Source organism: Variovorax sp. WS11, from assembly GCF_010499245.1.
Lineage (GTDB): Bacteria > Pseudomonadota > Gammaproteobacteria > Burkholderiales > Burkholderiaceae_C > Variovorax.
Genome location: NZ_JAAGOW010000001.1, coordinates 3,356,478 through 3,382,761, shown reverse-complemented (window position 1 = coordinate 3,382,761; position 26,284 = coordinate 3,356,478). Strand labels below are relative to the sequence as shown.

Sequence of the window (26,284 nt, the reverse complement as noted above, 5' to 3'; positions counted from 1 at the left end):
ACAATGGCCCGCATGCCGTCCCACCCTCTCTCCACCCGCAGCCTGGAGTTCGCGCAGACGCTGGTGCGCATGAATACCGTGAGCACCCACAGCAACCTGGAGCTGATCGACTTCGCGCGCGACCACCTGGCCGGCCTGGGCGTGCGCAGCCGCCTCACCTACAACGCCGACAAGACCAAGGCCAACCTGTTCGCCACCCTCGGCGCGGGCAAGCCGGCCGGCGTGATCGTCTCGGGCCACACCGACACCGTGCCCTGGGACGGACAGGCCTGGAGCGTGGACCCGCTGTCCGCCCTGGTCCAGGATTGGCCGCAGGACGAGCACGACGGCGAGGCCATGCAGGTCGAGCCCCGCCTCTACGGCCGCGGCTCGGCCGACATGAAGAGCTTCATCGCCATCGCGCTGGCCAATGCCGAGCGCTTCGTCGAGAGCGACTCGCCCTTCGCGGTGCACTTCGCCTTCAGCTACGACGAGGAGGTGGGCTGCTTCGGCGTGCGCGAGCTCATCGCCGACATGAAGGACCAGGGCATCCGGCCGCTGGCCTGCATCGTCGGCGAGCCCACGATGATGGTGCCGGCCATCGCGCACAAGGGCGTCTATCGCTACCGCTGCTGCGTGCGCGGCAAGGAGGCGCATTCCTCGCTCACGCCGCGCTCCGTCAACGCGATCGAGATGGCGGCGCGCCTCGTCGGCAAGCTGCGCGACATGGCCGAGGGCTTCGAGCGCGACGAGCCGCGCTACGCCGGCTTCGACGTGCCTTACAGCACGGCCAGCGTCGGCCAGTTCCACGGCGGCATCGCCGACAACGTGGTGCCGCGCGACGCCGAGTTCCGCTACGAGTTCCGCGACCTGCCCACCGCCGACGCCCAGAAGATGCAAAGGGAGATGCGCCTGCATGCCAACCGTCTCGAGGCCGGCATGAAGAAGATCGCGCCCGAGGCCGGCTTCAGCTTCGAGACCATCTGCGAGATCCCCAGCTTCCTGACCACGGCCGACGACGCGGTAACCCGCCTCGCCCAGCGGCTTTCCGGGGAAGAGCGAACCACGCTGGTCGCCTTCGGCACCGAGGCCGGCATCTTCAAGCAGGCCGGCATCCCGACGGTGGTGTGCGGCCCCGGCAGCATCACCCAGGCGCACCAGCCCGACGAGTACGTCACGCTGGCCCAACTCGCACGCTGCGAGCAGTTCCTGCAGGGGCTCGCGGCGATCCGGGAGATCCGCTGAAGCGCGTCGCCCTCGGCCTGCTCGGCGCCGCCGCCCTGCTGTACGCGGCGGCGACGGCGCTGGCGGCGCAGCATCCGGCTTGGGGCTACGTGGCCGCCTTTGCCGAAGCCGCGATGGTGGGCGCCATCGCCGACTGGTTCGCGGTGGTCGCACTGTTCCGCCATCCGCTGGGGCTGCCCATTCCGCACACCGCGATCATCCCGTCCAACAAGGACCGCATCGGCGCCCGGCTGGCCGGCTTCATCTGCAACAACTTCCTGAGCACTCAGCAGGTGCTGGCCAAGCTCGAGCAGCTCGATCCGGCCGCGCGGCTGGCCCACTGGCTGGCGCAGCCCGCGCATGCGGCCACCCTTGGCGGGCACCTGGCGGCCGCGGCGCGCTATGGCCTGGTGGCCTTCGACGACGCGCGCGTGCGCGAATTCATGGGCCGCGCGGCGGCGGCCGGCCTGGCCCAGCTCGACATGGCGCGACTGGCGGGGCAGGCCCTGGATGCGCTGACGGCCCATGGGAGGCATCAAGCCCTGCTGGACGACCTGCTCGCCCAGGTTGCCGCCGCGGTCGAAGGCGAGGAAGTGCAGGTGCAGATCACCGAGGCGATCGCTCGCGAAATCCGGGCCTTGCGCTACGTCGGACTGGACCAGGTCACGGCCCGGATGGCCACGCGCAAGGTGGTCTCGGCGGCCGCGCGCACGGTGGCCGAGATGGTGGGCGATCCCGCGCATCCGATGCGGCAGCGCTTCGACGCGTACATGCAGGAGTTCGTCCACAAGCTCAAGACCGACCCCGAGTTCCAGCGCCGCGGCGAGGCGATTCGCGCGGAGCTGCAGGCGCATCCGGCCATCGGCGAATACCTGCACGGGCTGTGGAGCGAGCTGCTGGGCTGGCTGCATGAAGACCTGGCGAAGAGCGACTCGGCGATCCGGCAGCGGATCGTCGCGATGGCGGGCACGCTCGGCGCGCGCCTGGAAGCCGACGAGGCGATGCGGCGCTGGATCAACGAGCAGATCGTGGATGCGGCGCCGCGGACGATCGAGCGCTATCGGGAAGACATCCGGCGCTACATCGTGGAGCGCGTGGGGCAGTGGAACGCCGAGGAGATGAGCGTGGAGTTGGAGAAGCACATCGGGCGGGATCTGCAGTTCATCCGGGTCAACGGGACGCTGGTGGGCGGGTTGGTGGGGCTGCTCATTCATTCGATCACGCAGGCGCTGGCCTGACTTCACTCCCTCCCCCGCTGGGGGAGGGAGCAAATCCGGGATCAAGCCCGGAACCGTTTGCGCGTCAACCCGAGCGCCACCCAGAAAGCCGCCACCGTGTAGACCCCCAGCACGATCGCAGGCCACCACCACTCCTGCGGCCACTGGTCCATGAACAACGGCCGCACCAGCGCCACGGCATTCGCGAGCGGCAGCCAGTTCGCGATGCGGTGCACCATATCCGGCAGCTGCTCCAGCGGAAAGAACACGCCCGACAGGAACATCATCGGCGTCATGAAGAGCGTGAAGTAGTAGGTGAAGAAGTCGTAGCCCTTCGCCAGCGCGTTGAAGATCAGCGCGATGCACGAGAAGGTCACGCCCACCCCGGCCAGCACGAACCACGCGACCAGCAGCTTGGGGCTGTGGCTGATGCCCAGCCCCAGCATCACGAACAGGATGGCGGTGGTGGTGAAGATGGCCTTGAAAGCGGCCCACAGCATCTCGGCCAGCACCACGTCGTCCAGCCCCACCGGCGCGTTCATGATGCCGTCCCAGGTCTTCTGCACGTGCATGCGCGAGAAGGCTGAATAAAGCGCCTCGAAGGAGGCGGCGTTCATCGAGCTCATGCAGATAGACCCGCTGGCAAGGAACAGGATGTAGGGCACCTGCGTGCCTTCCACCGACACCTGCCCCACCAGCGCCCCCATGCCATAGCCGAAGGCCACCAGCCAGATCAGCGGCTCGGCGATGTTGCCGATCAGGCTGGGGATCGCAAGCTTGCGCCACACCAGCAGGTTGCGCAGGAACACCGGCCACCAGCGCATCGAGAGCTCGGGCGGACGCCACACCGAGGGCGCGGGCGGCGGCACGGAGCTGGAAGGAACCGGCAATGAAGAAGATGAATTCGCCATGGCTGTAGCCCTCAACCGTCTTCCCGAATTTGCCGGCCCGTGAGCTTGAGGAACAGGTCCTCCAGGTTCGCAGGCCGATGGAAGGTGCGCAGGCCCTTGTGGCCATCGAGCGCGTTCAGCAGGCCGCGCGCATCCTGCGTGTAGAAGAACACCGTCTCGCCGCTGACCTCGACGCGCGCGGCGTAGTCCTTAAGCGGCGACTGCGCCAGCCCCAGTGCGCCGTTGCCGTAGACCTCGACCACGTCGGGCTCGAGATGCTCGGCGATCAAATCGCGCGGCCGGCCTTCCGCGATCTTGCGGCCGTGGTCGATCACGATCAGCCGCGAGCACAGCCGCTCGGCTTCGTCCATGAAGTGCGTGGTCAGCAGGATCGACTTGCCCTGCTGCAGCAGCAGTTGCAGGCGCTCCCACATCAAGTGGCGCGCCTGCGGGTCCAGGCCGGTGGTGGGCTCGTCGAGCATCAGGAGCTTCGGGTCGTTGACCAGCGCGCGCGCCAGCGACAGCCGGCGCCGCATGCCGCCCGACAGCTCGCCCGGCCGGACGTCGGCCTTGTGCGACAGCGAAGCGAACTCCAGCAGCTGCGGAATGCGCGGCGTGATCTCGCGTCGGCTCATGCCGAAGTAGCGCGCATAGACCATCAGGTTCTCGGCGCAGCTGAAGTCAGGGTCGAGCGTGTCGAACTGGCTCACTACGCCGAGCTGCGCCTTGATCGCGCGCGCATCGCGCGGCATCGAAAGCCCGCCCAGCGCCTCGATGCTGCCGCCGTCGGCCGCGGTGAGCCCCAGGCACATGCGGATGGTCGTGGTCTTGCCGGCGCCGTTGGGGCCGATCACGCCCAGGCATTCGCCCGGCGCAATGGTGAACGAAAGGTCGTCGACCACGGTGGTCGCACCGTAGCGCTTGTGGAGGTGATTCGCTTGGAAAAGAGGGGCGGAAGGGCTGGGCACCGGGGCATTGTGGCGCAAGGGGTGCAGCCCTGCGGTCTCAGAGGTGGAGGCCCTGGAATTCGGTCTTCATCCAGTCGATGAAAGCCCGCGTGCGCGCCGGCAGCAGGCGCGCATGCGGGTAGATCACGCTCACCGGCCGCGGCGCCAGCTCGAAGTCCTCGAGCACGATGCGAAGCCGCCCCGCCCGCACCAGCGGCAGCACCTGGTACGAAAAGAAGAAGCCGAAGCCCATGCCCGCGGCGCAGGCCTCTACCGCGGGCGCGATGTGGTTGAACTCCAGGTTGCCGCGGGCCGCGACTGCGAAGTTGCGGCCGTTCTCGCGGAAATGCACCGGTGCGCCCGGGTGGATGCGCACGCAGTTGGCCTCGAGCAAGTCGCGCGGATGCCGGGGCGTTCCGTGGGCGCGCAGGTAGTCCGGGCTCGCGACGGCCACGCGGCGGATGGTGCCGAGCTGCTGGGCCACGAGCGAGGAGTCCTCCAGCGGGCTGATGCGGATGCCGACGTCGATGCCCTCTTCTAGCAGGTTCACCGTGCGGTCGTGCAGCAGCACGCTGCAGCGCATCTTGTCGTACCGCTGGAGGAAGCGCACGATCGCCGGCGCCACGTACATGTGGCCGAAGAGCACCGGCGCGGTAACGGTGAGCTGCCCGGCGGGCTCGGCCGACTCCAGCGTGAGCGCGCGATCGGCCGCGTCGGCCGCGGCCAGCACCTCTCGCGCGCTCTGCAAATACTGGCGGCCTTCCTCGGTCAGCGAAATGCGCCGCGTGGTGCGATGGAACAGCCGAACGCCGAGGTGTGCCTCCAACGCGGCCAGCGAGCGAACCACCGCCGGCAGCGAGCTCTCCAGCGAATCTGCGGCCTTGGTCAGGCTGCCCTGGTCGGCGATCTGGACGAAGGTCTGCATGGCTTTGAGGCGGTCCATGGAACGATTAGACCGTATTTCGCAGCAGTGAAATTCAGATTGCGCCATTACTCCGAATGCCGGCTCAAAGAACAATCGTCTTCATCCATCCCAACCGGAGAACACCGATGCCTGCCGCCCGCCCCATCACCGTCTACAACTCGTCCATCTCCGGCCACTGCCATCGCGTGCGGCTGTTCCTTTCGCTGCTGGACCAGCCCTTCGAAACCGTCGAGGTCGACCTGCGCGCCGGCGAACAGCGCCGGCCCGAGTTCCTGCGCCGCAACGCCTTCGGCCAGGTCCCGGTGATCGAGGACGGCGAGGTGACGCTGGCCGACTCCAACGCGATACTCCTGTACCTCAACGAGCGCTATGCATCCGACCCCGCGCGCTGGATGCCGCGCGACGCGCTGGGCGCGGCGCGCGTGCAGCGCTGGCTCTCGGTGGCGGCCGGCCCGCTGGCACAGGGCCCGTCGATGGCGCGCGTGATCGTGCTCTTCGGCCTGGCCACCGATCCGTCCGACGTGATCGCGCGCTCGCACAACCTGCTGCGGGTGATGGAAGTGGAGTTGGCCCAGCAGCCCTTCCTCGCGGGCGACAGCGTGACGCTGGCCGATATCGCGAACTACAGCTACGTGGCCCACGTTCCCGAAGGCAACGTGTCGCTGGAGCCCTATTCGCAGGTGCGCCAGTGGCTGCGGCGCATCGAGGCCCTGCCCGGCTTCGTGCCGATGGCCGCCTCGCCGATCGGGCTGGCCGCATGAACGCGGTCGCCTGGCATGAAGGCGAGCGCGCCTTGCAGGCGCGTGCCGGCATCGCCGAACGCATGGCCGAGATCGGGCCGCGCGTGCTGCGCGACCACATGCCGGAGCAACACCGCAGCTTCTTCGCGCAGCTGCCTTTCCTGATCGCGGGAAGCCTGGACGGCGAAGGCCGGGCCTGGGCCAGCGTGCTGGCCGCTGCGCCCGGCTTCGCGCACTCGCCCGACCCGCGGCATCTGCGCGTCGATGCACTGCCCCTGGCCAACGATCCGCTGGCGGCAGCGCTGGCGGTCGGCGCACCCCTCGGGCTGCTCGGCATCGAGCCGCATACGCGGCGGCGCAACCGGATGAACGGAACGGTCGAGGCGCTCGATGCAAGCGGCTTCTCCGTGGAGGTGGGTCAGAGCTTCGGCAACTGCCCGAGGTACATCCAGGCCCGCGAACCACTGTTCGTCGGAGGCTCGGCGGCCGCGGGCTTCGGACCGCGCGTGCGGGGCCTGGACGCGGCAGGCCGGCGCATGGTGCGCGCGGCCGATACCTTCTTCATCGCGACGGCGCATCCTTCGGCCGGCCTTGCACGCTCGCGGGCCGAAGGCGTCGATGTCTCGCACCGCGGCGGACGGTCGGGATTCGTGGGGGTCGAGGGCGAAGGCACGCTTATCGCGCCGGACTTCAACGGCAACACCTTCTTCAACACGCTGGGCAACATCGCGCTGAATCCGGTGGCTGGCCTGCTCTTCGTGGACTTCGAGACAGGCGACCTGCTGCAGCTGTCGGTGAAGGCCGAGGTGCTGTGGGGCGGGCCGGAGGTCGACGCCTTCGAGGGCGCGGAACGCCTGCTGCGCATGGAGGTGCTGGCGGCGCAGCACGCGCCGGCGGCGCTGCCGCTGCGGTTCGGGGCAGCAAGCCTCTCGCCCTTTCTCGAAGCCACCGGGCGATGGGCCGATATGGCTTGATGTCTTGCTCTCCCTCTAGGGACGGACCCCGCTTTACTCCCTCTCCCAGAGGGAGAGGGAACAAGTCCTGTCTGCCCCTCTCCCCCTACCGGAAGATGGGAATGCGGGCATTGACCGAGGCCCGATAGTCCCAGCCGCGCTGGCGCAGCGCCGCGACGTCCAGCCCACGCGTCAGCAAGGCCTCGACACCGCCCACTGCCAGCGCGCAGGCCAGTGCTTGACCAGGGCAGCGGTGGGGGCCGTGTCCGAATCCGAGCATGCGCCGATCCTCGCGCTCGAGCATGAAGCGCTCGGCCTGCGCGTTCAGCAGCGGATCGCGGTTCGCCGCTCCCATCACCAGCAGCACCGCATCGCCCGCTTCGAGCCGCGTACCCGCCACGGTGGTGGGCTCGGCGACGAAGCGGCGGGTGTTCTGGACCGAGGGGTCGTGGCGCGCCGTTTCCTCCACCAGAGCCACGATCCATTCCGCGCGCGCGGCGATTGCATCTGCCAGGCCCGGCTCGCGCGCCAGCGCCACCAGGCTGTTGCCCATCAGCCCGGCCGTGGCCTCGCAGGTCTGCGACAACAGGCCGACGAGGTTGGCCAGCAGCGCGCGCGACGCATCGCCGGGTGCCTGCGCGCGCACCGCTGCCAGCAAGCTGCCCTCGCGCGCCGGCCGCGCCGCCACCAGGGCCTCGAAGCGCGCCATCAGCGCGGCCGCGGCTTCGCTGGCGGCGTGCAACTGGGCCTCGGTGGACAGCGGCGAGAGGCAGGCGACGAAATCGCGCGTCCAGTTCGCAAGCAGCGGCAGCGCCTCGTCGGCAAATCCCAGCAGGTGGCTCACGCCCGCGACCGGCCAGGCAAAGCATGCCTCGTCCAGGGTGGGCGCCGGGAACTGCGCCGTGATGCGCGGCATGGCCGAGCGCAGGCCGCCGAGATCGAGCCCGCCCAGCGCGCGCTGCAGCACCGGCTTGTGGGCGTCGTGCGTCGCGCCATCGTTCATGCGCACCAGCCGGCCGAAGACTTCGCCGGCCGGCGTTCCCGCGATGGCCCGCGGCACCGGCTCGGCCGCCGGGCGCACGCGCAGCGCGGGGTGGGCGAAGGCCTCCTGCAGCACCTCGGCGCGGCTCGCGACCCAGAGGCGCAGGCGCTCGTCGCGCGCGAGCGCCGGGCCCTCGCGCAGCCGCGCGTACCAGGGATAGGGGTAGTGATGGCTGACGGCCGCGATGGCGTCGGCGGGCGGGTCGATGTGCTCTTGTTCCATGCCCGCAGTGTCGCCCTTCGCGCGCGCCCACACTTCGCTTAGCATCGAATCATGGATGCACCGAGCGCCGACACCCACCTCGCGCGCCTGGCCGGCGCGATCGCCGAGCCGGCCCGCGCCCGCATGCTGTGCTGCCTGCTGGACGGCCATGCCCGCACCGCGACCGAGCTGGCGGCCGTCGGCGAGGTCGCAGCCTCGACGGCCAGCGCTCACCTGGCGCGGCTCAAGGAGCAGCGGCTGGTGGAATCCGTCGCGCAGGGCAAGCACCGCTACTTCCGCCTCGCCGGCAACGAGGTCGCCGCGGTGCTCGAAGGACTGCTGGTGGTGGCCGGCGCGCCGCGCGGCGAGTTCCAGCCCAGCACCCCGAGCCGATTGCGCGCCGCGCGCACCTGCTATGACCACATGGCCGGCACGGCCGGCGTCGCACTGCACGACCGGCTGCATGCCCAGGGCTGGCTCGAGACCGAGGGCGATGCCTACGAACTCACCGCGGAGGGCGCGGTGGCGCTGGAAAGCCTGGGTCTGGACATCGAGAGCGCACGCCGTTCGCGCCGCCGCTTCGCCTGCGCCTGTCTCGACTGGAGCGAGCGGCGTCCGCACCTGGGCGGCGCGCTGGGCGCGGCCTGCCTGCAGCTGTCGCTGCGCCGCGGCTGGGTGCGCCAGGCGCTCGACGGCCGCGCGCTCACGCTCACGTCCAAGGCGCAGCGCGAGATGCCGGAGCTCTTCGGGCTGGCCTGAGCGCGCCGCGCTGGTTCAGGTCTTGAGTTTGAGGATGTAGGTCAGCACGCCCGCCATGGACTGATCCAGCTCGAGGAAGGACTGGAAGTCCTTGCCCTCCATCCAGTAGCTGTCCCAGTTGCTGCGCTTGAGGGCCTTCTGCCACGCGTCGGTGGCCACCCCGCGCCGCACGGCTTCGAGCAGCACGGCCTGGCGCGCTGCGGGCACGGCCTTGCCGGTGAAAACGCCGCGCCAGTTGGCGAGGTCGGCATCGACGCCCTGCTGCCGCACCGAGGGCACCCCCATGAAGGCATTCCTCGAGGACACACCAATCGCACGCAGCTTGCCGCTGGCAATGTGCTCGCTGAACTCGCTGTAGCCGGAGATGCCGGCAATGGCCTTGCCCGACTCGACGGCCGACACCACCTGCGCGCCGCCCGCGAAGGGCTGGTAGACCAGCGCGGCGGTATTGCCGGTTGCGCGCGACAGGATGCCGGCGAACATGTGGTCGATTCCGCCCGCAGACCCGCCGGCAATGGCGGCATTGGCCGGATCGCTGCGCATCTTCGCGATCAGGTCCTTCGCGGTCATGATCGGCGAGTCGCCCTTGACCACCACCACTTCATAGTCGCTGGTCAGCCGCGCGACGGGCGCGATGCGGCTCATGTCGACCGCGGGCTTCTGCAGCGCGACGGCGCCGACCATGACCATGCCGCTCATCAACAGGGTGTCGGGGTCGGCGTCGTACTTCTCGACGTAGCGCGCCAGGCCGATGGTGCCGCCCTTGCCGCCGATGTTCTCGTATTCGATCTGCCCCACCGCGCCGGCGGCCACCATGGCGGCGCCGAGGGCGCGGCCGGTCTGGTCCCAGCCGCCGCCCTCGTTGGCGGGGATGACGATGCGCAGCTTCGGCAGGCTCGCAGCTGCGGCCGGGGCCGGACGTGTCGCCTGAGCCGAGGCCACGGCCGGCAAGACGCCGGCGGCTGTGGCAGCGAGCCACGAGGTGAAGAGGCGCCGCGTGGTCTGGACCATGATGTCTCCCGAAGTTTCGATCGTGGAAATCGTATCCAGGCATCTCTGCCTCAGGCCCGTGCCTGTGGCACGAAAACGTCGGGCGGGGTTCAGGAATTCACGAAACCGCGTGCCGGCAGCTACTGAAACGCCACCTCGGCAAAGCTGCGCAGCTTGCGGCTGTGCAGCCGGCTCGATCCTTCGCGGCGCAGCACGTCGATCGCGGCCATGCCGATGCGCAGGTGCTGCTCGACGCGCTCGCGGTAGAAGTGGTTGGCCATGCCCGGCAGCTTGATCTCGCCGTGCAGCGGCTTGTCGCTCACGCACAGCAGGGTGCCGTAAGGCACGCGGAAGCGGAATCCGTTGGCCGCGATGGTGGCGCTCTCCATGTCCAGCGCCACCGCCCGGCTCTGGCTGAAGCGGCGCTGCGGCTGGTTGCCGGGCAGCAACTCCCAGTTGCGGTTGTCGGTGCTCGCCACGGTGCCCGTGCGCATGATCTTCTTGAGCTGGGTGCCCTGCATGCCGGTGACATCGGCCACCGCCTTCTCGAGCGCGAGCTGGATTTCCGACAGCGCCGGGATCGGCACCCACAGCGGCAGCTCCTCGTCGAGCACATGGTCCTCGCGCACGTAGGCATGGGCCAGCACGTAGTCGCCCAGCTGCTGCCCCTGGCGCAGGCCGGCGCAGTGGCCCAGCATCATCCAGGCGTGCGGCCGCAGCACGGCCACGTGGTCGGTGATGGTCTTGGCGTTGGCCGGGCCCACGCCGATGTTGACCATGGTGATGCCGCTGCAGTCCTCGCGCACCAGGTGGTAGGCCGGCATCTGCGGCAGGCGCCCGGGCGGCGTGCCCTGGCTGCCGTCGAGCATCGAGCCGTAGAAGGTGCTCGAGCCCGCCGCCAACCCGCGCCGGCGCGTCACCACGTTGCCGGGCTCGATGAAAGCGATGTATTCGCTGCTCTCGTCGGCCATGGCCTCGCGGCCCAGGCGCACGAACTCGTCGATGTAGAACTGGTAGTTGGTGAAGAGCACGAAGTTCTGGAACCACTCGGGCGCGGTGCCGGTGTAGTGGCGCAGCCGGTGTAGCGAGTAATCCACCCGCGCCGCAGTGAAGAGCGACAGGGGCTGCGCCTCGCCCGGCCGGGCCTCGAAGGTGCCGTTGGCGATGCCGTCGTCCATCGCGCCGAGGTCGGGCAGGTCGAAGACGTCGCGCATCAGGGCGCGCCGCTCCGGGCTCAGGTCGCCCTCGATATGCTCGTTCTCGGCGAAGGAGAAGTGGATCGGGATCGGCTGGGTGCTGGTGCCGATCTCGAGCTCGACCTCGTGGTTCTCCAGCAGCAGGCGGAATTGCTCGCGGTAGTAGCGCTCGAACAAGTCGGGCCGCGTCAGCGTGGTTTCATAGCGGCCCGGGCCGGCCACGAAGCCGTAGCTGAGCCAGGCGTTGGCCACCGGGGTGCGGCGCGAGACGGTGTGCGTGTGCACCCGCACGAAGGGGTAGCAGGCCCGCACCCGGCCCGGCATGCTCTCGCCGGCGACAAAGCGCTGCATCGCGTCGCGCAGGTGCGTGAGGCCGCTGTCGTAGATCAGCCGCACCTGCTCGAGCGCGGCAACGGGGTCGGTGAAGCGGGCCGGGGCGATGAAGGTGGGCATGTAGGGCATTCAGCGATTGTGCAGCTTGCCGCCGATGCCCGACGCGACAGCCGGCCTACCCGGGCATCGGTTCCCGCATGGTCACGAACTCCTCCGCCACCGTTGGATGGATGCCGATGGTGCTGTCGAACACCCGCTTGGTCGCGCCCGCGCGCATCGCGACCGCGAAGCCCTGCACCACCTCGCCGGCATCGGGCCCCACCATGTGCAGGCCCACCACGCGGTCGGTGTCGCGCTCGACCACCAGCTTCATGAAGGTGCGCTCGCCGCTTTGCGAGAGCGTGTGGCGCAGGGCCTTGAACTCGCTCGAGAACACCCGGACCTTGCCGAACTTCGCGCGCGCCTCGGCCTCGGTGTAGCCGCAGGTGCCGATGTTGGGGTGGGTGAAGACGGCCGTGGGCGTGAACTCGTAGTCGAGCTCGCGCGGCCCCTGGCCGAACAGGGTGTCCACCACCACCATGGCCTCGGCCAGCGCCACCGGCGTGAGCTGCTGCTTCGTCGACACGTCGCCCACCGCGTAGACCGAGGGCACGGAGCTGCGGTAGTGCGCGTCGACCACCACGCCGCCGCGCTCGTCGAGCGCCACACCCGCGGCTTGCAGGCCCAGGCCTTCCGTGTTGGGCACGCGGCCGGTGGCATAGAGGATGACGTCGGCCTCCACGCGCTGGCCGCGCGAGAGCAACGCGCACAGGCCGCTGTCCAGGCGCGTGATCATGTCGATCTCGCTGTTGAAGCGGATGTCGACGCCGGCGCGGCCCATCTCCTTGGCCAGGAACTGGCGAAGGTCCTCGTCGAAGCCGTTGAGGAGGTGCGGCCCGCGGTACAGCTGCGTGACCTGCGCGCCGAGGCCTTTGAAGATGGAGGCGAACTCGCAGGCGATGTAGCCGCCTCCGACCACCAGCAGGCGCTTGGGAAAGGGGTCGAGGTCGAACATCGCGTCCGACACCACGACGTGCTCGCGCCCCTTGAGCTCAGGCACGAAGGGCATGCCGCCGGTGGCCACCAGGATGTGGCGCGCCGTGTGCTTCTTCTTGCCGACCTGAACCGTGTGGGCGTCGGCCAGGCTCGCCCAGCCCTGGATCAGCGTGACGCCCGCACCTTCGAGCAGGCTGCGGTAGACGCCGTTGAGGCGCGCGATCTCCCTGGCACGGTTGGCCTTGAGCCGGCTCCAGTCGAAGCGCGGCGCGCCGTCGAGCGTCCAGCCGTAGCCGGCCGCCTCCTCGAAGGATTCCGCATAGCCGGCCGCGTAGCTGTAGAGCTTCTTGGGAATGCAGCCGACGTTGACGCAGGTGCCGCCCAGTTCGGCGCATTCCGCGACCGCCACGCGGGCCCCGCGTTGGGCCGCCATGCGTGCCGCGCGCACCCCGCCGCTGCCGCCGCCGATCACGAAGAGGTCGAAGTCGAATGTGCGCATGGAAGGGCCGCTCCTTGCGGCCGACTGTAGCCGGCCGCGAGAAGGGCTGCTGCGCGCCGCGCCCGAGGCGGGATCAGGGCCGGTCGTTCTGCTGGGAGGGATCCCTAGGCGCGATGCGCTGCATCTGCTGGGCCCGCGCATCGGCGCCACGCTGCTGCATCTGCTGGATCTGCTGCTGCGCGCGCTGCTGCTGGTTCTCCTGCGCCTGGCGCATTGCATTGTGCTGCTGCGTCTGAAGCTGCTGGGCCTGTTGCTGGGCCTGCTGTTGCGCCTGCATCTGCTGCTGCCGCAGCGTCTGTTGTTGCTGCTGCATCTGCTGCATTTGCTGGATCTGCTGCAACTGCTGGGCCTGCGCCGCTTGCACCGCCCGTTGCTGCATCTCTTGCTGGGCGCGCAGGCCCTGCTGCTGCTGTTGCAGCTGGAGTTGCTGCTGGGCCTGGGCCTGCGCGGCGCGTTGCTGCATCTGTTGCACCTGCTGGGCCTGCTGCATCTGCTGCAGCTGCTGGGCTTGCGCCGCCTGGGCTGCACGCTGCTGCAGCTCCTGCTGCGCACGCACGCCCTGCTGCTGTTGCAGCTGGAGCTGCTGCTGTTGCTGGGCCTGGACGGCTCGCTGCTGGAACTGCAACTGCTGCTGGACCTGCTGAGCCTGTTGCGCCTGCTGCGCCTGCTGCAGCTGCCGCGCCTGCATCTCCTGGATCTGCCGTGGCCGCAGGTCGGGCGGCGGCAGCGCCGCGGCCGAGCGCCCGACGCCGCCGAAGTGCCGCTCGCCGCGCGGCGAGATCGGCACGGCCGTGGTGATCGGCAGCTGTGCGACGCGATCCTCGGGCACGCGCAGGAAGTCGCGGCGGGCGATCGGCCCGCGGCCGAAGATGTCGATCGGCACCAGCGAGAGCGCGCCGGGGGTGTTGCGGTTCAGGTAGTCGGCGCGCGCGAGCTGCCGCTGGTGCGCGATGGCGCGGTTGACCGCGTCGATGTAGTGCTGGCTGGCGCGAAAGCCAGGCCGCCAGGGCTCGCCGGGCGCAAGCGGAAACCAGCCCACGCCCGGACGGCCGCCGGCCACCACATTCGCATGGCCGCCGCCGCCCACGAAGCCGACCAGCGCCGGCGCATACACCGGCCGCGCGGTCGACCGTCCCGGCACCCAGCCCCAGCGCGGTCCGATGCGCGCCCAGCGGCCGTAGTGCGACGTCGCGAAACCCCAGGGCGCGGCGTCGATCCAGGTCCAGCCCCAAGGCTGGATGTCAGCCCACTGGCCGTCGCGGTAAGGGGCCCAGTCGGCATCGACGCTGCGCGGAACCCAGACGTTGCCGTAGGTGGGGTCGTTCTGCCACTCGCCGTAGCGGTCGAGCTGCTGGTAGCCGAGCATGTCGCGCGGGACATAGCGCGCCGAGATCGACTGGTCTTCCAGCCGGTCGCGCTCCGCCACCCAGCGGTCGAAGGCGTTGTCGCCGGCGCGCACCGCGGCGCCGCTCACGGCCGCCAGCTGACGCCCCGAGACGGTGAGCTGCTGATGGGCGCCCAGCGCCACCGATTCCCCGTTCTCGCCGAAGAGCGCGACTCCGCCGGCAGCGACCGCCACACGCGTGGTGCCGGCGGCCGGGTCGACCTCCATGCGGTAGTCGCCGGGAGCGTCGACCACCATCGCGAGGTTGGCGGTGCCGATCTCCAGGCGCTGGCCGGCCGGGGCCTCGCGCACGCGCAGCTGCAGGCGGCCCTGGGTCGCGGTGAAGCGGGCGCTGTCGTCGTCGAGCTCGTTGACCACCAGCTGCGTCTGATCGTCCAGGCGCAGGGCGGTCGAATCGACGTAGAGCTCGGCGCGGGCGTTGCGGTCGGTCCAGAGGCGGTCGCCGGTGGTGATCGGCCGGTTGGGCACCGCGTCGTACCAGCTGTCGTCGCCGGCCGGCGAGAAGCTGACGGTGCCCTGTTGCTCGTTGATGCGGGCCACGCGCCCCGGCGGATCCTGCTGCGCCCAGGCTGCGGCGCCGGCGGCGAGCAGCAGCACCAGGCCCAGCAGCCAGCCGGCGGCGCGGCGGATGGCGTGTGGATGGGTGCGATGTTTCATGATCGGTCCTCGTGTCCAGACCCTGCAACGCGCCAGCACGGACCGGCGCTGGCATCTGCTTTGCAAAGCTTTGGAACTACTTTGGAACTATCCCGCGTACGGCGCAACCGCGTGTAAGCAAGGGACTTATCGCAGCCTCGGATGGCTGAGGAAGAAGCGCAGCATCTCGGCGCTGGCATCCGGCCCGGTGGGGTCGGTGAAGGAGCCGTCGGCGCTGCCGCCGGCCCAGGCATGGCCGGCACCATGCAGCAGCCAATGTTCGACCGCGATGCCGCCGCGGGTATCGGCATAGGTCCAACGGGTGAAGGCGCGACCGCCCTCGGAGCGCCCGCGCATCTCGTGCGCGGGCGGATGCTCGCCGCCCGCCAGCAGCCCCGCCACCGCATCCGCCGCCACCTGCTCTCCGTTGCGCGGATGCACCGTCTCGTCGGCATCGCCGTGAAAGACGATGGTCGGGCACTTCGGAAGCACCGGGCCGTTGGCCGTGGACTTGCCGGGGCCGTTCTTCATCGCACCCATGGCGGAGACGAGGTTATCCGCCGCGCCTCCCGGCAGGCCCGAGTGCACGCCGACGGCGGCGAACAGTTCGGGATGGACGCGCCCCAGGATGTCGGCCATCGAGCCGCCGGCGGACAGGCCGGCCACGTAGACGCGCGCCGGATCGGCGCCGTGCTCGCGCATCACCGCCTGCGTGAGCGCAGCCAGCAGCGCGGGCTCGCCTCGCCCGGCCTGCTGGTGCTGCGGCAGGAACCAGTTCCAGCATTTGCCCGCGTTGTGCTTCTGGGTCTGCGTCGGATAGAGCACGAGGAAGCCGAGCTCGCCAGCGAGCCGGTTCATCTGCGTGCCGGTGGCGAAGTCCTCCGGGTCCTGGGTGCAGCCGTGCAGCATCAGCAGCAAGGGGCGGGGCCTGCCCGTGCCGCGGCCCGGCACGAAGAGCTTGTAGTCCACGCTGCGGTGCTGGTGCTCGAAATGGCCGTCGAGCCACTGGTCCGGCTCCATGGGCGGCAGCAGGCCGATGCGCCGCAAGGCGCGCGGCACGGCGCGCATCCAGCGCGCCAGTCGTTCGAGCAAGGTTGTCACGTCGAGTATGGGCAAAAGGGGCCGATTGTCGGCCCTCGCCTTCGCCCCGCCGGCCTACTTACTTGTAGAGCAGCTGCGGCAGCCACAGCCCGATCTGCGGCCAGATGTAAAGCAGCAGGATCGCCAGCACCTGGATGCCCATGAAGGGCAGCATGCCGAGGAAGATCTGGTTGAGCGTCACATGCGGCGGGCTCACGCCCTTCAGGTAAAAGGCCGCCATCGCCACGGGCGGCGACAGGAAGGCCGTCTGCAGGTTCATGGCCACGAGCAGCCCGAAGAACAGTGGATCGACGCCGAAGTTGTCCAGGAGCGGGATGAAGATCGGCATGAAGATCACGATGATCTCGGTCCACTCCAGCGGCCAGCCCAGGATGAAGATGATCACCTGGCTCAGCACCAGGAACTGCACCTTCGAGAGGTTCATGCTCAACACCCACTCCTCGACCAGCTGCTGGCCGCCGAGCAGCGCGAAGGCCGCCGAGAAGATGGCCGAGCCCACGAACAGCCAGCACACCATGGCCGAGGTCTTGGCCGTGAGGAACACCGACTCCTTGAGCACGCCCAGCGTCAGCCGGCGGTAGGCAGCCGCCAGCAGAAAGCCTCCGAGGGCGCCCATGGCGGCGGCCTCCGTGGGCGTGGCCAGGCCCAGCACGATGGACCCGAGCACGGCCAGGATCATGATCATCAGCGGGAAGAACGAGGCCAGCAGCATCTTGAAGATCTCGAGCCGCGCGAAGCTCAGGAACAGATAGAACAGCGCGACGATGGCGCCGATTACCGCGAAGCAGACCCACCACCAGGTGGGCGCCGGCCGGATGGAGGCGCCATCCGCGGCTGGCGCGGCACCAGGCTCCCCCGCGGGCGCGGGGGCGGCGCTGCCGGGCGGCACCTGCGCGGCGCTCTCGCCTGCTCCCGGGGGCTCCTGCACGCCACCCGCGCCGGGGGGCTCGGCGAGCCCGCCTTCGCCCTCGCTCGGCGGCTCCTGCAAGCCACCTTGGTTTTCGGCCGGCAGCTCCTGCACGCCGCCCGAGGCCGCCTCGGGCGCGCTGCGCCCGGCGCCGATCTCCTGAATGTCGTACCGCGCCGCCGCCGCCACGGTGGTCACGGCCTCGTAGCTCGTGACGGCCAGCAGCGCGAAGAGCAGGCCGGGCAGCAGCACGATGCCGAGCTGCCGCAGCAGGAAGCCGGTGGGGACATCGGCATTGCGGCGGCCCTTGAGCGCACCGGCCAGGCCGGCGAGCGCATGGCGATCGGAATCGGCGGTGAGCCGCTGCGTCAACGGCGGCAGCGCCACCGCGCGGTCGGCGGCCGACAACGGGGGTGCCCAGGCCGGCTTGAGCTTGGCCACCAGGATCACGTAGACCACGTAGAGCGAGGCCAGCATCAACCCCGGAAAGAAAGCGCCCGCGTAAAGCTGCACCACCGACACGCCGGCGGTGGCGCCGTAGACGATCAGCAGCACCGAGGGCGGGATCAGGATGCCGAGGCAGCCGCCCGCCGTGATCGAGCCCGCGGCCAAGGGGATGCTGTAGCCAGCGCGCAGCATGGCCGGCAGCGCCAGCAGGCCCATCAGCGTCACGACCGCGCCGACGATACCGGTGGCGGTGGCGAAGATGGTGCAGGTCACCAGCGTGGCCACCGCCAGCGCGCCGGGCAACCGCGCCAGCGCGAGGTGCAAGCTCTTGAACAGCGTCTCGATCAGGTTGGCCCGCTCCACCAGGTAGCCCATGAAGACGAACAGCGGCACCGCGATGAGCACGTCGTTCGCCATCGTCTTGTAGGCTGCCTGCACCATCAGGTCGAGCGTGTGCGTGGTGTTCCGGTCGTAGGCGAACCAGGTGAAGATCATGCCCATGCCCATCAGCGTGAAGGCGGTGGGAAAGCCCAGCATGATCGCGACCACGACCAGCGACAGCATCAGCAGGCCGAGGTGGCCGTTGGTGATGGTCTCCACGCGCAGCAGCATGATCCCCGCCGCGGCGACGATCAGCACCATGAAGGACAGGCCGAACCAGAGCTCGCGGCGGATCATGGCTTCGCCTCCTTCGAGACGACCACCTGGTCCAGGGCGCGGATGTCGGCATCGTCGACATGCACCATCTCCTTGAGCTTCTCGACGTCCACTTCCTCGACGTCCTGCTCGCGCGAGGGCCACTCGCCGTCGCGGATGCACTGCACGCAGCGCACGATCTCGACGATGCCCTGCAGCAGCAGGGTGAGGCCGGCGAGCGGGATCACGTACTTGAAGGGATAGAGCGGGATCGGATCGGCGGAGAAGGTCTGCTCGCGGATCGAGAGCGACTCGCCGGCGTAGACCCAGCCGGCCCAGGTCAGCGCGACGATGCCCGGCAGAAAGAAGAGGACGTAGAGCGTCAGGTCGATGGTCGCCTGCGTGCGCGGCCGGAAGAAGCCGTAGAGCACGTCACCGCGCACATGGCCGTTCTTGGCGAGCGTGTAGGCGCCGGCGGTCATGAACAAGGTGCCGTACAGCATGATCTGCAGATCGAGCACCCAGGCGTGAGGCCGGTTGAGCACGTAGCGGCAGAACACCTCCCAGCTGATCAGCACGGTGAGCAGCACCGCGCACCAGGCGAAGGTCTTGCCGATCCAGGTCGAGAAGCGATCGACCCCCAACAGAATGGATTGCATGAAGATTCCTGCAGAGCCTCGAAAAAAGAGGGGCACCCCCGGTGCCCCTCGCTGGTGGAACCTGGATCTCAGGACTTCTTGGTCTGGCGGCCGAAGTAGTGGTTGTAGGCCATCTTGAAGTCGACGGTGTAGTCGTTGTACCACTGGCCCGCGCGCTCCGCGAAAGCCTTCTGCGAATCGAGCACCTTCTTGAACGACGGGTTCTCGGTCGCCTTCTTGGCCACCGTCTTGTCCCACGAGGCCAGCTGTGCGCGCAGGATCGCGTCGGGCGTCTTGTAGAACTTGACGCCGGCCTTCTTGAGCTCGACGTAGTCCGCCGAATTGCGCTCGATCGCCTTCCAGCTCATGTCGGCGCTGGCCGCCTGTACGCCGTATTCGATGATCGCCTTCAGCTCGGGCGGCAGGGCATTGAGCTTGGCCCGGTTGAACAAAATCTCGAACTGCTCTCCCGACTGGTGGAAGCTCTGCAGCATGCAGTTCTTGGCGACGTCGGGGAAGCCGAGCACGCGGTCGCTGGAGGCGTTGTTGAACTCGGCCGCGTCGATCAGCCCGCGGTCCAAGGCCGGCACGATCTCCCCGCCCGGCAGCGGATTGACCGCCGTGCCCATGTCGGTGAAGACGTCCACCGCCAGGCCCACGGTGCGGAACTTCAGGCCCTTCATGTCCTCGACCTTGGCCACCGGCTTCTTGAACCAGCCCAGCGGCTGGGTCGGCATCGGGCCGTAAAGATAGGAAGCGACGTCGAGGTTGAGGCCCTTGTAGATCTCCTCCAGCAGCGCCTTGCCGCCGCCGTAGTTGTGCCAGGCGAGCACCATGTTGGCGTCCATCCCGTAGCCGGGGCCCGAGCCCCACAGCGCGAGGGCCGAGTTCTTCCCGTACCAGTAGGCCACCACGCCGTGGCCGCCATCGAGCGTGCCCTTGGCCACGGCATCCAGCAGCTGGAAGGCCGGCACCACGGAGCCGGCCGGCAGCACTTCTATCTTGAGACGGCCGCCCGCCATGTCATTGACCTTCTTGGCGAAGTCCTGTGCGTATTCGTGGAAGATATCCTTCGCGGGCCAGGTGCTCTGGAAGCGGAACGACGTGGTCTGCGCCATGCTGACCATGGGCGCGGACATGGCGCCGGCCGCCACGGCTGCGCCCTTGAGCAGGCTGCGGCGGCGGTTCGGTTTGGTGTCTGACATTGCGTGTGTCTCCGTAGGTGTGACTGGAAAACCCCAGACTTCCATCTTTGGACATGTGAACAAGCGTGACAAAGAGGGTTTTCACGAACTGGTGAAAAATCATCGATCGGGCCGGGCGCACCCCTACGCACTAACCCTGAACTCCTAGCGACTTTGAAGGAAAGAAAGCCTTATGACTCAAGCAGTCCAGATCCCGGCGGGCGCAGGCAACGCACCGGCCGGTGAACAGCAGGCCGTCCGGCCCGCCGAGGGCTATGCCGGCGACGTGCTGCCCGAACTGGCCCATGCCTGGATGACGAACGGCGAGGCCGTCGTGGTCGACGTGCGCAGCGACGCCGAGCGCGAGTGGGTGGGCTATGTGCCCGGCGCCATCGGCCTGGCGTGGAAGCAATGGCCGGGCATGGCCTTCAACCCCGGCTTCGACACCGGCCTGCGCGCTGGCGTGCCGGCCGGCAAGAAGGCGCTGATGCTGTGCCGCAGCGGCGTGCGCTCGATCGCGGCCGCCCGGCGGGCTACGGAGCTGGGCTTCGAGGCCTACAACATCCTCGAGGGCTTCGAGGGCGATGCCGACGCGGAAGGCCACCGCGGCCGCAAGGGCGGCTGGCGCTTGCGCGGGCTGCCTTGGAAGCAGAACTAGCGGCTCAGGCTCCCGCGGCGGCGGGAACCTCGATGCGATACGAGGAGATCAGGATCGCGTGATGCATCGGATCAGGCGCCGGCACCACTGGCGCCTCGCGCCGGGAGTTCTTCCGCGCTGACGAAGCATTTCTTGACCGAGAGGCCTCTAGAGCGAAGACTGGCAAGCGTCTGCTCCGCCATTTGCTCCCACTCTGCATAGGTGGCTTCGAACTTCTCCGGATCTGCTGCGTTGGCTTTGACCTTCGTCCACTCCAGCGCTGTGCCAGCCAACGCCGACGTGAACGGTTGAAGGCGGCTTTCCGGGCCTCAACCAAGGTGGCAGCGTGTGCTTGGATTTCATGGTCTTCGCAAAGAGACTCGTGGAGCGGCGCGGGACCCACGCACCCTTTCGACGCTCGGCAGCGCACCCGGACGAGGGTGCGCGTCGAGGCTACTTCTGCGGCGGAATCCTGAGCTTCTGCCCCGGGTAGATCTTGTCCGGATGCGTCAGCATCGGCTTGTTGGCCTCGAAGATCGCGTTGTACTTGTTGGCGTCGCCGTAGTACTTCTTTGAAATGGCCGAGAGGGTGTCGCCCTTCACCACGTCGTGGTACTGCGCCGGGTCGGCCGCGGGCGCGACCAGCTGGTTGTCGACCTTGGTCACGTTGGACACGTTGCCGGCCGCGAGCGAGGCCTTCTCGCTGGCTTCCTGCGAGGGCGCGTTGCCCTTGAGCGTCACCAGCCCCTCGGCGGCGACGTAGCTCACTTCGAGGCCGGTCAGGCCGAGGTTCTGGGTCTCGATATAAGTCTTGATGGCGTCACCCGCCACCTTGTTGGCATCGGGCTCCGCGGCTTGGGCGGACGAGCCTCCGAACAGTTTTTCGCCCGCTTCCTTGATGAAACTCAGCAATCCCATGGGGTTCTCCTTGTGCCGTTTGAGGGAAGGCCACTGTAATGGCAGGACGTGACGGCCACGCGTAGGCCGCGGTCGCGATTGCAACCATCCGGGAAGACAAATCGCAATAATGCCGCGCATGGCATTCCTCGCGATCGACATCGGCAACACCCGGCTCAAGTGGTCGCTCTACGATGCGGCCCGGCCGGGCGCATCGCTGCTGGCCCACGGCGCCGAGTTCCTGGACCACATCGAACGGCTGGCCGACGGGCCCTGGGCCGACCTGCCCGCCCCCGCCTCGATGCTGGGCTGCGTGGTGGCCGGCGATGCCGTGCGACGACGGGCGGAGGAACAACTGACCGAGCGCTTCGACTGCGCCGCGCGCTGGGTGGTATCCAGCGCCGCCGAGGCTGGGATCGTCAACGGCTACGACCACCCCACGCGGCTGGGCGCCGACCGCTGGGTCGCGATGATCGGTGCGCGCCACCGCATGCTCGCCGAGGGCCCGGCGCGGCCGATGGTGGTGGTGATGATCGGCACCGCGGTCACGGTGGAGGCGGTGGACGTGCACGGCAAGTTCCTGGGCGGCCTGATCCTGCCCGGCCACGGCATCATGCTGCGCGCTCTCGAGTCGGGCACGGCGGGCCTGCATGTGCCGACCGGCGACGTGTGCGAATTCCCCACCAACACCAGCGATGCGCTGACCAGCGGCGGCACCTATGCCATCGCCGGCGCGATCGAGCGCATGGTCCAGCATGTGCGCGCCCATTGCGGCGCCGAGCCGGCCTGCTACATGACGGGCGGCGCGGCCTGGAAGATGGCGCCGAGCATGAACGGGAACTTCGAGCAGGTGGACAGCCTGATCATGGATGGGTTGCTGGTGATCGCGCAGGAGCGCTTGCTGGCGTCTTGAGCAATACAAGGAGTCCAGAGTGCCACGTGCCTTCGCCGCTGCCCTGCTCTCTTGCGTGCTCGCCCTCGGCGCCTGCACCGCCCCGGCCCTTGCGCACCGCCGCCGCCCCGCCCACCCGCCCGCGGCCTGGGGCCGCCCGAGGTGCTGGTCGCGCCTCCTCCTTCTCCGGCGTCCATGGCCTCGCCGTCGACCGCCAGGGCCGGCTGCTCGCCGGCACGGTGGTCGGCAACCAGCTGTGGCAAGTCGACCGCAGCACCGGCGCCGCGCGGGTGCTGATCGATGCGCCCGACGGCCAGTCCGACGACATCGCGATCGGCCCCAGGGGCGAACTCGCCTGGACCAATTACCTGATGGGCCAGGTGCGCCTGCGCGAGAACGACGGCGCGCCGATGCGCGTGCTCGCCAAGGACCTGCCCGGCATCAACTCGCTCGACTTCGACCGCCGCAACGGCAAGCTCTACGCCTCGCAGGTCTTCCTCGGCGACGCGCTGTGGGAGATCGACGTGGCCGGCCAGAAGCCGCCACGCCTGATCAAGAAGGACATGGGCGGCTTCAACGGCTTCGAGGTCGGACCGGACGGCCTGCTCTACGGCCCGCTGTGGTTCAAGGGCCAGGTGGTGAAGATCGACCCGGCGGACGGCCGGCTCACGGTGATCGCCGAGGGCTTCCAGATTCCGGCCGCGGCCAATCTGGACGGCAAGGGCAACCTGTGGGTGGTCGACACCCGCAGCGGCGAACTGGTGCGCGTCGAGCTGGCCAGCGGCCGCAAGACGGTCGCCAGGCAGTTCAAGCCCTCCATCGACAACCTCGCGATCGCGCCCGAGGGGACGATCTACGTCTCGAACATGGCCGACAACTCGGTCGAGGCCTTCGAGCCGGAGACCGGCACCTCGCGCCTGCTGACCGGCGGCAAGCTCGCCGTGCCGGCCGGCCTCAAGATCGACGGCGACACGCTTTTCGTGGCCGACATCTTCGGCTTCCGCCAGGTCGACGCCCAGACCGGCGAAGTGCGCGACATCTTCCGCATGCAGCGCGATCCGGAGTTGGAATACCCCTTCGGCGTGGGCCTGTCGGCATCGACGATCGCGCTGTCCTCCTGGTTCACCGGCTCGGTGCAGTTGGTGGATCGCAAGAGCTTCAAGACCACCGCGGTGCTGCACGGCCTGAAGGCCCCGGCGGACGCGATCCCGATGCCCGACGGCAGCCTGGTCTATGCCGAGCTCGCCACCGGCAGCGTGACCCGCGCGAGCGGTCCGAAGTTCGAGAACCGGCAGCTGATCGCCAGCGGCCTGGGCGGACCGGTGCAGATGGTGCTCGGCCGCGACGGCGCGCTGTACCTCACCGAGGCCGCGGGCAAGCTCACGCGCATCCCGCTGGATGCCAGCGCGCCGTTGCGCGTCGTCGCCGACGGGCTGGCGCTGCCCGAAGGTCTGGCCCAGACGCCCTGGGGCAGCTTCATCGTCGCGGAGAGCGCGGCGCGGCGGCTGGTCGAGATCGATCTTGCGAACGGCACGCGCCGCACCGTGGCCGAGAACCTGCCGATCGGCCTGCCCGGCGGGCCGGGCATGCCGCCGCCCTATGTGCCGACCGGCGTGGCGGTGGGCGGCGACGGCAGCATCTACCTCTCGGCCGACCGCAACAACGGGCTCTACAGGATTCGGCCACAGCGCTGATCACGGCCTCCAAAAGCGGAACAAAGTCACACTTGCACCCGCCTTTGAGTAACAAGCGCTTAATTTACTTGCGGCAACGTATGTAACAGACTCGTGACGCCTTCGGGCATCACGCCGGCCTTCCCGCCCAGGCGGCCGGTCCTTTCTCCATTCGTCGGAAAGGAAAGAAGTCATGGACCCTCTCGTCGGTCAAGTGCTGAACCCCAGCTACGCCATCGGCACCGCTGTGCTGTCGTATGTGATCTCCTTCTTCGGCTCGCTGCTCGCCCTGTTGTGCACGCGCAAGATGGTGCGCAGCGACGGCAGCGTGGACTTCGCGATGCTCGCCGGCGGCGCGGTGGCCCTGGGCGGCATCGGCATCTGGTCGATGCACTTCATCGGCATGGTGGCCTATCGCCTGCCGGTGCCCGTCGCCTACAACCTGCCGCTGACGGTGGTGTCGCTGGTGGCGGCGATCGTCATTTCCGGCCTGGCGCTCTACCTCGCGGGCGGCAAGCGCTTCAACAGCAAGGGCTGGGTCATGGGCAGCCTGCTCGCCGGGCTGGGCGTTTGCGTGATGCACTACATGGGCATGTACGCGATGAGCCTGCGCGCGGCGATGAGCCTGGACTGGGGCATCGTGGCCGGCTCGGTGGCCATCGCGATCATCGCGGCGGCCTCAGCGCTGTGGCTGGCCTTCAACCTGACCGAGCTGACGCACCAGGTGGTCGCCGCCGCCGTGATGGGCGTGGCGGTCTGTTCGATGCACTACGTGGGCATGACGGCGGCCACCATGGTGTGCACCGCGCCCACGCCGCCCGGCAGCCTGAGCTTCGGCGGCAGCAACCTCGGCCTGGGCGTGTTCGGCACGGCCGGCGCGGTGCTGATCTTCATCCTCTGGGTGGTAACCGGGCGCGCGCTGGACGAGCCCAAGGGCGTCACCCCCCGCCACGCATAGCCACTTGGCGCAAGCGGCGCGCCGCAGGGCACGCCTAGAGTCGGGCATGCAGTACACCCACGAGCACCTCGAGATCCAGAAGACGCTGCGGCGCTTCATCGACGAGGAGATCAACCCGCATGTCGACGAATGGGAGGCGGCGGAGAGCTTCCCCGCGCACGAGGTGTTCGGAAAGCTCGGCGCGCTCGGCCTGCTGGGGCTCAACAAGCCCGAAGACTACGGCGGTGCCGGCCTCGACTACTCCTACGCGATGGCGATGGCCGAAGCCCTGGGCCATGTGCGCTGCGGCGGCGTGCCGATGGCCATCGGCGTGCAGACCGACATGTGCACGCCGGCGCTGGCGCGCTTCGGCAGCGACGCGCTCCGGCGCGAGTTCCTGGCCCCGGCGATCGCGGGCCGGACCGTGGGCTGCATCGGCGTCAGCGAGCCCGGCGCCGGCAGCGACGTGGCGGGCCTCAGGAGCCGCGCGCGCAAGGACGGCGACGACTACCTCATCAGCGGCCAGAAGATGTGGATCACCAACAGCCTGCAGGCCGACTGGATGTGCATGCTGGTGAACACCGGCGACGGGCCGAGCGCAGCGGGCGACAGTCCTCACCGCAACAAGTCGCTGGTCATCGTGCCGATGGACAGCCCGGGCATCGAGCGCGCGAAGAAGATCCGCAAGATCGGCATGCATTCGAGCGACACCGGCCTGATCTACTTCGACGAGGTGCGCGTGCCGCAACGCTATCGCATCGGCGAGGAGGGCCAGGGCTTCGTCTACCAGATGCAGCAGTTCCAGGAGGAGCGCCTGTGGTGCGCCGCCAGCTCGCTCGAGCCCATGGAGGACTGCATCCGCGAGACCATCGCATGGGCGCAGGAGCGCCGTCTCTTCGGCGGCACCCTGGCCGACCAGCAGTGGGTGCAGTTCAAGCTGGCCGAGCTGCAGACCGAGGTCGAGGCGCTGCGCGCGCTGACCTACCGCGCCTGCGACCTGCATGTGCAGGGCGAGGACGTGACCGCGCTGGCCTCGATGGCCAAGCTCAAGTGCGGCCGCCTCACGCGCGAGGTGGCCGACACCTGCCTGCAGTTCTGGGGCGGGATGGGCTTCACCTGGGAGAACCGCGCGTCGCGGCTGTACCGGGATGGGCGGTTTGCGTCGATCGGGGGCGGGGCGGATGAGGTGATGCTGGGGATCCTCGCGAGACGTGGGGGATCGCAAAGCGGCCGCCTCGCGACTGACCCCTGCCTCGCTCCCTCTCCCCCTCGCTCCCCGCTACGTGGAAGTCCGTACAGCACTGGTCAGCCAGCAGTCAGCCGCCGCGAACGACCCTCGAAGGCTCCAAAACGAGGGTAGAGAC

The 26,284-nt window shown here is 69.1% G+C and carries 23 protein-coding genes; 10 read left to right on the top strand and 13 right to left on the bottom strand.

Annotated elements, in window-relative coordinates; translation table 11 throughout:
- The first annotated feature begins 12 nt into the window (after positions 1 to 12).
- Positions 13 to 1,224, top strand: coding sequence for an acetylornithine deacetylase (gene argE / locus GXN78_RS16755; protein ID WP_106557427.1), 1,212 nt, complete (start codon positions 13 to 15; stop codon positions 1,222 to 1,224).
- Positions 1,225 to 1,313: 89 nt separating this feature from the next.
- Positions 1,314 to 2,441 carry a DUF445 domain-containing protein gene (locus GXN78_RS16750; RefSeq protein ID WP_239142738.1) on the top strand — a complete coding sequence of 376 codons (1,128 nt, stop codon included), beginning with the start codon at positions 1,314 to 1,316 and terminating at the stop codon, positions 2,439 to 2,441.
- A gap of 41 nt (positions 2,442 to 2,482) precedes the next feature.
- On the opposite strand, the gene GXN78_RS16745 is transcribed toward GXN78_RS16750, so the two are convergent.
- The 3 genes from GXN78_RS16745 to GXN78_RS16735 are packed head-to-tail and all read right to left on the bottom strand — an operon-like array spanning position 2,483 to position 5,200.
- Positions 2,483 to 3,331 (bottom strand): ABC transporter permease, encoded by an 849-nt coding sequence (locus GXN78_RS16745; RefSeq protein WP_106557344.1) that lies wholly within the window; start codon positions 3,329 to 3,331, stop codon positions 2,483 to 2,485.
- Between the two features lie 11 nt (positions 3,332 to 3,342).
- A complete protein-coding gene (locus GXN78_RS16740) occupies positions 3,343 to 4,278 on the bottom strand; it encodes an ATP-binding cassette domain-containing protein (RefSeq protein WP_106557425.1) in 936 nt (311 codons plus the stop codon).
- Between the two features lie 37 nt (positions 4,279 to 4,315).
- Positions 4,316 to 5,200: a LysR family transcriptional regulator gene (locus tag GXN78_RS16735; RefSeq protein ID WP_106557343.1), complete on the bottom strand. Its 885-nt coding sequence runs from the start codon at positions 5,198 to 5,200 to the stop codon at positions 4,316 to 4,318.
- A gap of 107 nt (positions 5,201 to 5,307) precedes the next feature.
- Here GXN78_RS16735 and GXN78_RS16730 point away from each other — a divergent pair, with 107 nt between their 5' ends.
- Complete coding sequence (locus GXN78_RS16730; RefSeq protein WP_106557342.1) at positions 5,308 to 5,943, top strand: glutathione S-transferase; 636 nt, start codon at positions 5,308 to 5,310, stop codon at positions 5,941 to 5,943.
- Positions 5,940 to 6,896: a pyridoxamine 5'-phosphate oxidase family protein gene (locus GXN78_RS16725; protein ID WP_106557341.1), complete on the top strand. Its 957-nt coding sequence runs from the start codon at positions 5,940 to 5,942 to the stop codon at positions 6,894 to 6,896. The genes GXN78_RS16730 and GXN78_RS16725 overlap by 4 nt, the downstream gene beginning before the upstream one ends.
- 85 nt (positions 6,897 to 6,981) lie before the next feature.
- Here GXN78_RS16725 and GXN78_RS16720 read toward each other — a convergent pair whose 3' ends face one another.
- Complete coding sequence (locus GXN78_RS16720) at positions 6,982 to 8,139, bottom strand: cytochrome P450 (RefSeq protein ID WP_106557424.1); 1,158 nt, start codon at positions 8,137 to 8,139, stop codon at positions 6,982 to 6,984.
- 51 nt (positions 8,140 to 8,190) lie between these two features.
- On the opposite strand from GXN78_RS16720, the gene GXN78_RS16715 reads away from it, so the two are divergent.
- Positions 8,191 to 8,877, top strand: coding sequence for a helix-turn-helix transcriptional regulator (locus GXN78_RS16715; RefSeq protein WP_106557340.1), 687 nt, complete (start codon positions 8,191 to 8,193; stop codon positions 8,875 to 8,877).
- Between the two features lie 15 nt (positions 8,878 to 8,892).
- Here GXN78_RS16715 and GXN78_RS16710 read toward each other — a convergent pair whose 3' ends face one another.
- The 8 genes from GXN78_RS16710 to GXN78_RS16675 form a co-directional block, all read right to left on the bottom strand.
- On the bottom strand, positions 8,893 to 9,888 hold the full coding sequence (locus GXN78_RS16710) for a tripartite tricarboxylate transporter substrate-binding protein (protein WP_106557339.1): 996 nt from the start codon (positions 9,886 to 9,888) through the stop codon (positions 8,893 to 8,895).
- 119 nt (positions 9,889 to 10,007) lie between these two features.
- On the bottom strand, positions 10,008 to 11,525 hold the full coding sequence (locus GXN78_RS16705; RefSeq protein ID WP_106557338.1) for an AMP nucleosidase: 1,518 nt from the start codon (positions 11,523 to 11,525) through the stop codon (positions 10,008 to 10,010).
- Between the two features lie 46 nt (positions 11,526 to 11,571).
- Complete coding sequence (gene gorA / locus GXN78_RS16700; RefSeq protein ID WP_106557337.1) at positions 11,572 to 12,930, bottom strand: glutathione-disulfide reductase; 1,359 nt, start codon at positions 12,928 to 12,930, stop codon at positions 11,572 to 11,574.
- Positions 12,931 to 13,003: 73 nt separating this feature from the next.
- Positions 13,004 to 14,992 carry a DUF6600 domain-containing protein gene (locus tag GXN78_RS16695; protein WP_106557336.1) on the bottom strand — a complete coding sequence of 663 codons (1,989 nt, stop codon included), beginning with the start codon at positions 14,990 to 14,992 and terminating at the stop codon, positions 13,004 to 13,006.
- A 126-nt stretch (positions 14,993 to 15,118) separates the two neighbouring features.
- Positions 15,119 to 16,072: a PHB depolymerase family esterase gene (locus tag GXN78_RS16690; RefSeq protein WP_239142737.1), complete on the bottom strand. Its 954-nt coding sequence runs from the start codon at positions 16,070 to 16,072 to the stop codon at positions 15,119 to 15,121.
- A gap of 58 nt (positions 16,073 to 16,130) precedes the next feature.
- Positions 16,131 to 18,104 (bottom strand): TRAP transporter large permease subunit, encoded by a 1,974-nt coding sequence (locus tag GXN78_RS16685; protein WP_106557334.1) that lies wholly within the window; start codon positions 18,102 to 18,104, stop codon positions 16,131 to 16,133.
- Complete coding sequence (locus GXN78_RS16680) at positions 18,101 to 18,721, bottom strand: TRAP transporter small permease subunit (protein WP_106557333.1); 621 nt, start codon at positions 18,719 to 18,721, stop codon at positions 18,101 to 18,103. The genes GXN78_RS16685 and GXN78_RS16680 overlap by 4 nt, the downstream gene beginning before the upstream one ends.
- A 68-nt stretch (positions 18,722 to 18,789) precedes the next feature.
- Positions 18,790 to 19,905, bottom strand: a complete 1,116-nt coding sequence (locus GXN78_RS16675) for a TRAP transporter substrate-binding protein (protein WP_106557332.1) — start codon at positions 19,903 to 19,905, stop codon at positions 18,790 to 18,792.
- 172 nt (positions 19,906 to 20,077) lie between these two features.
- On the opposite strand from GXN78_RS16675, the gene GXN78_RS16670 reads away from it, so the two are divergent.
- A complete protein-coding gene (locus tag GXN78_RS16670) occupies positions 20,078 to 20,542 on the top strand; it encodes a rhodanese-like domain-containing protein (RefSeq protein WP_106557331.1) in 465 nt (154 codons plus the stop codon).
- 432 nt (positions 20,543 to 20,974) lie between these two features.
- Here GXN78_RS16670 and lysM read toward each other — a convergent pair whose 3' ends face one another.
- On the bottom strand, positions 20,975 to 21,439 hold the full coding sequence (gene lysM, locus GXN78_RS16665; protein ID WP_106557329.1) for a peptidoglycan-binding protein LysM: 465 nt from the start codon (positions 21,437 to 21,439) through the stop codon (positions 20,975 to 20,977).
- Positions 21,440 to 21,557: 118 nt separating this feature from the next.
- Here lysM and GXN78_RS16660 point away from each other — a divergent pair, with 118 nt between their 5' ends.
- From GXN78_RS16660 to GXN78_RS16645, 4 genes are all read left to right on the top strand, one after another.
- On the top strand, positions 21,558 to 22,331 hold the full coding sequence (locus GXN78_RS16660; RefSeq protein ID WP_106557423.1) for a type III pantothenate kinase: 774 nt from the start codon (positions 21,558 to 21,560) through the stop codon (positions 22,329 to 22,331).
- Between the two features lie 26 nt (positions 22,332 to 22,357).
- Positions 22,358 to 24,004, top strand: coding sequence for a hypothetical protein (locus tag GXN78_RS16655; protein ID WP_239142736.1), 1,647 nt, complete (start codon positions 22,358 to 22,360; stop codon positions 24,002 to 24,004).
- A 172-nt stretch (positions 24,005 to 24,176) separates the two neighbouring features.
- Positions 24,177 to 24,941 (top strand): MHYT domain-containing protein, encoded by a 765-nt coding sequence (locus GXN78_RS16650; protein ID WP_106560593.1) that lies wholly within the window; start codon positions 24,177 to 24,179, stop codon positions 24,939 to 24,941.
- A gap of 46 nt (positions 24,942 to 24,987) precedes the next feature.
- Positions 24,988 to 26,280 carry an acyl-CoA dehydrogenase family protein gene (locus tag GXN78_RS16645; protein ID WP_164255497.1) on the top strand — a complete coding sequence of 431 codons (1,293 nt, stop codon included), beginning with the start codon at positions 24,988 to 24,990 and terminating at the stop codon, positions 26,278 to 26,280.
- Positions 26,281 to 26,284 lie beyond the last annotated feature (4 nt).

What these genes read in the sequence shown, in the direction of transcription:
- GXN78_RS16705 (WP_106557338.1), bottom strand. Translation starts at nt 11,525, where the DNA reads ATGCCCTACATGCCCACCTTCATCGCCCCGGCCCGCTTCACCGACCCC.
- GXN78_RS16645 (WP_164255497.1), top strand. Translation starts at nt 24,988, where the DNA reads ATGCAGTACACCCACGAGCACCTCGAGATCCAGAAGACGCTGCGGCGC.
- GXN78_RS16685 (WP_106557334.1), bottom strand. Translation starts at nt 18,104, where the DNA reads ATGATCCGCCGCGAGCTCTGGTTCGGCCTGTCCTTCATGGTGCTGATC.
- GXN78_RS16710 (WP_106557339.1), bottom strand. Translation starts at nt 9,888, where the DNA reads ATGGTCCAGACCACGCGGCGCCTCTTCACCTCGTGGCTCGCTGCCACA.
- GXN78_RS16735 (WP_106557343.1), bottom strand. Translation starts at nt 5,200, where the DNA reads ATGGACCGCCTCAAAGCCATGCAGACCTTCGTCCAGATCGCCGACCAG.
- GXN78_RS16730 (WP_106557342.1), top strand. Translation starts at nt 5,308, where the DNA reads ATGCCTGCCGCCCGCCCCATCACCGTCTACAACTCGTCCATCTCCGGC.
- GXN78_RS16725 (WP_106557341.1), top strand. Translation starts at nt 5,940, where the DNA reads ATGAACGCGGTCGCCTGGCATGAAGGCGAGCGCGCCTTGCAGGCGCGT.
- gorA (WP_106557337.1), bottom strand. Translation starts at nt 12,930, where the DNA reads ATGCGCACATTCGACTTCGACCTCTTCGTGATCGGCGGCGGCAGCGGC.
- GXN78_RS16695 (WP_106557336.1), bottom strand. Translation starts at nt 14,992, where the DNA reads ATGAAACATCGCACCCATCCACACGCCATCCGCCGCGCCGCCGGCTGG.
- GXN78_RS16680 (WP_106557333.1), bottom strand. Translation starts at nt 18,721, where the DNA reads ATGCAATCCATTCTGTTGGGGGTCGATCGCTTCTCGACCTGGATCGGC.
- argE (WP_106557427.1), top strand. Translation starts at nt 13, where the DNA reads ATGCCGTCCCACCCTCTCTCCACCCGCAGCCTGGAGTTCGCGCAGACG.
- GXN78_RS16745 (WP_106557344.1), bottom strand. Translation starts at nt 3,331, where the DNA reads ATGGCGAATTCATCTTCTTCATTGCCGGTTCCTTCCAGCTCCGTGCCG.
- GXN78_RS16675 (WP_106557332.1), bottom strand. Translation starts at nt 19,905, where the DNA reads ATGTCAGACACCAAACCGAACCGCCGCCGCAGCCTGCTCAAGGGCGCA.
- GXN78_RS16660 (WP_106557423.1), top strand. Translation starts at nt 21,558, where the DNA reads ATGGCATTCCTCGCGATCGACATCGGCAACACCCGGCTCAAGTGGTCG.
- lysM (WP_106557329.1), bottom strand. Translation starts at nt 21,439, where the DNA reads ATGGGATTGCTGAGTTTCATCAAGGAAGCGGGCGAAAAACTGTTCGGA.
- GXN78_RS16650 (WP_106560593.1), top strand. Translation starts at nt 24,177, where the DNA reads ATGGACCCTCTCGTCGGTCAAGTGCTGAACCCCAGCTACGCCATCGGC.
- GXN78_RS16670 (WP_106557331.1), top strand. Translation starts at nt 20,078, where the DNA reads ATGACTCAAGCAGTCCAGATCCCGGCGGGCGCAGGCAACGCACCGGCC.
- GXN78_RS16720 (WP_106557424.1), bottom strand. Translation starts at nt 8,139, where the DNA reads ATGGAACAAGAGCACATCGACCCGCCCGCCGACGCCATCGCGGCCGTC.
- GXN78_RS16715 (WP_106557340.1), top strand. Translation starts at nt 8,191, where the DNA reads ATGGATGCACCGAGCGCCGACACCCACCTCGCGCGCCTGGCCGGCGCG.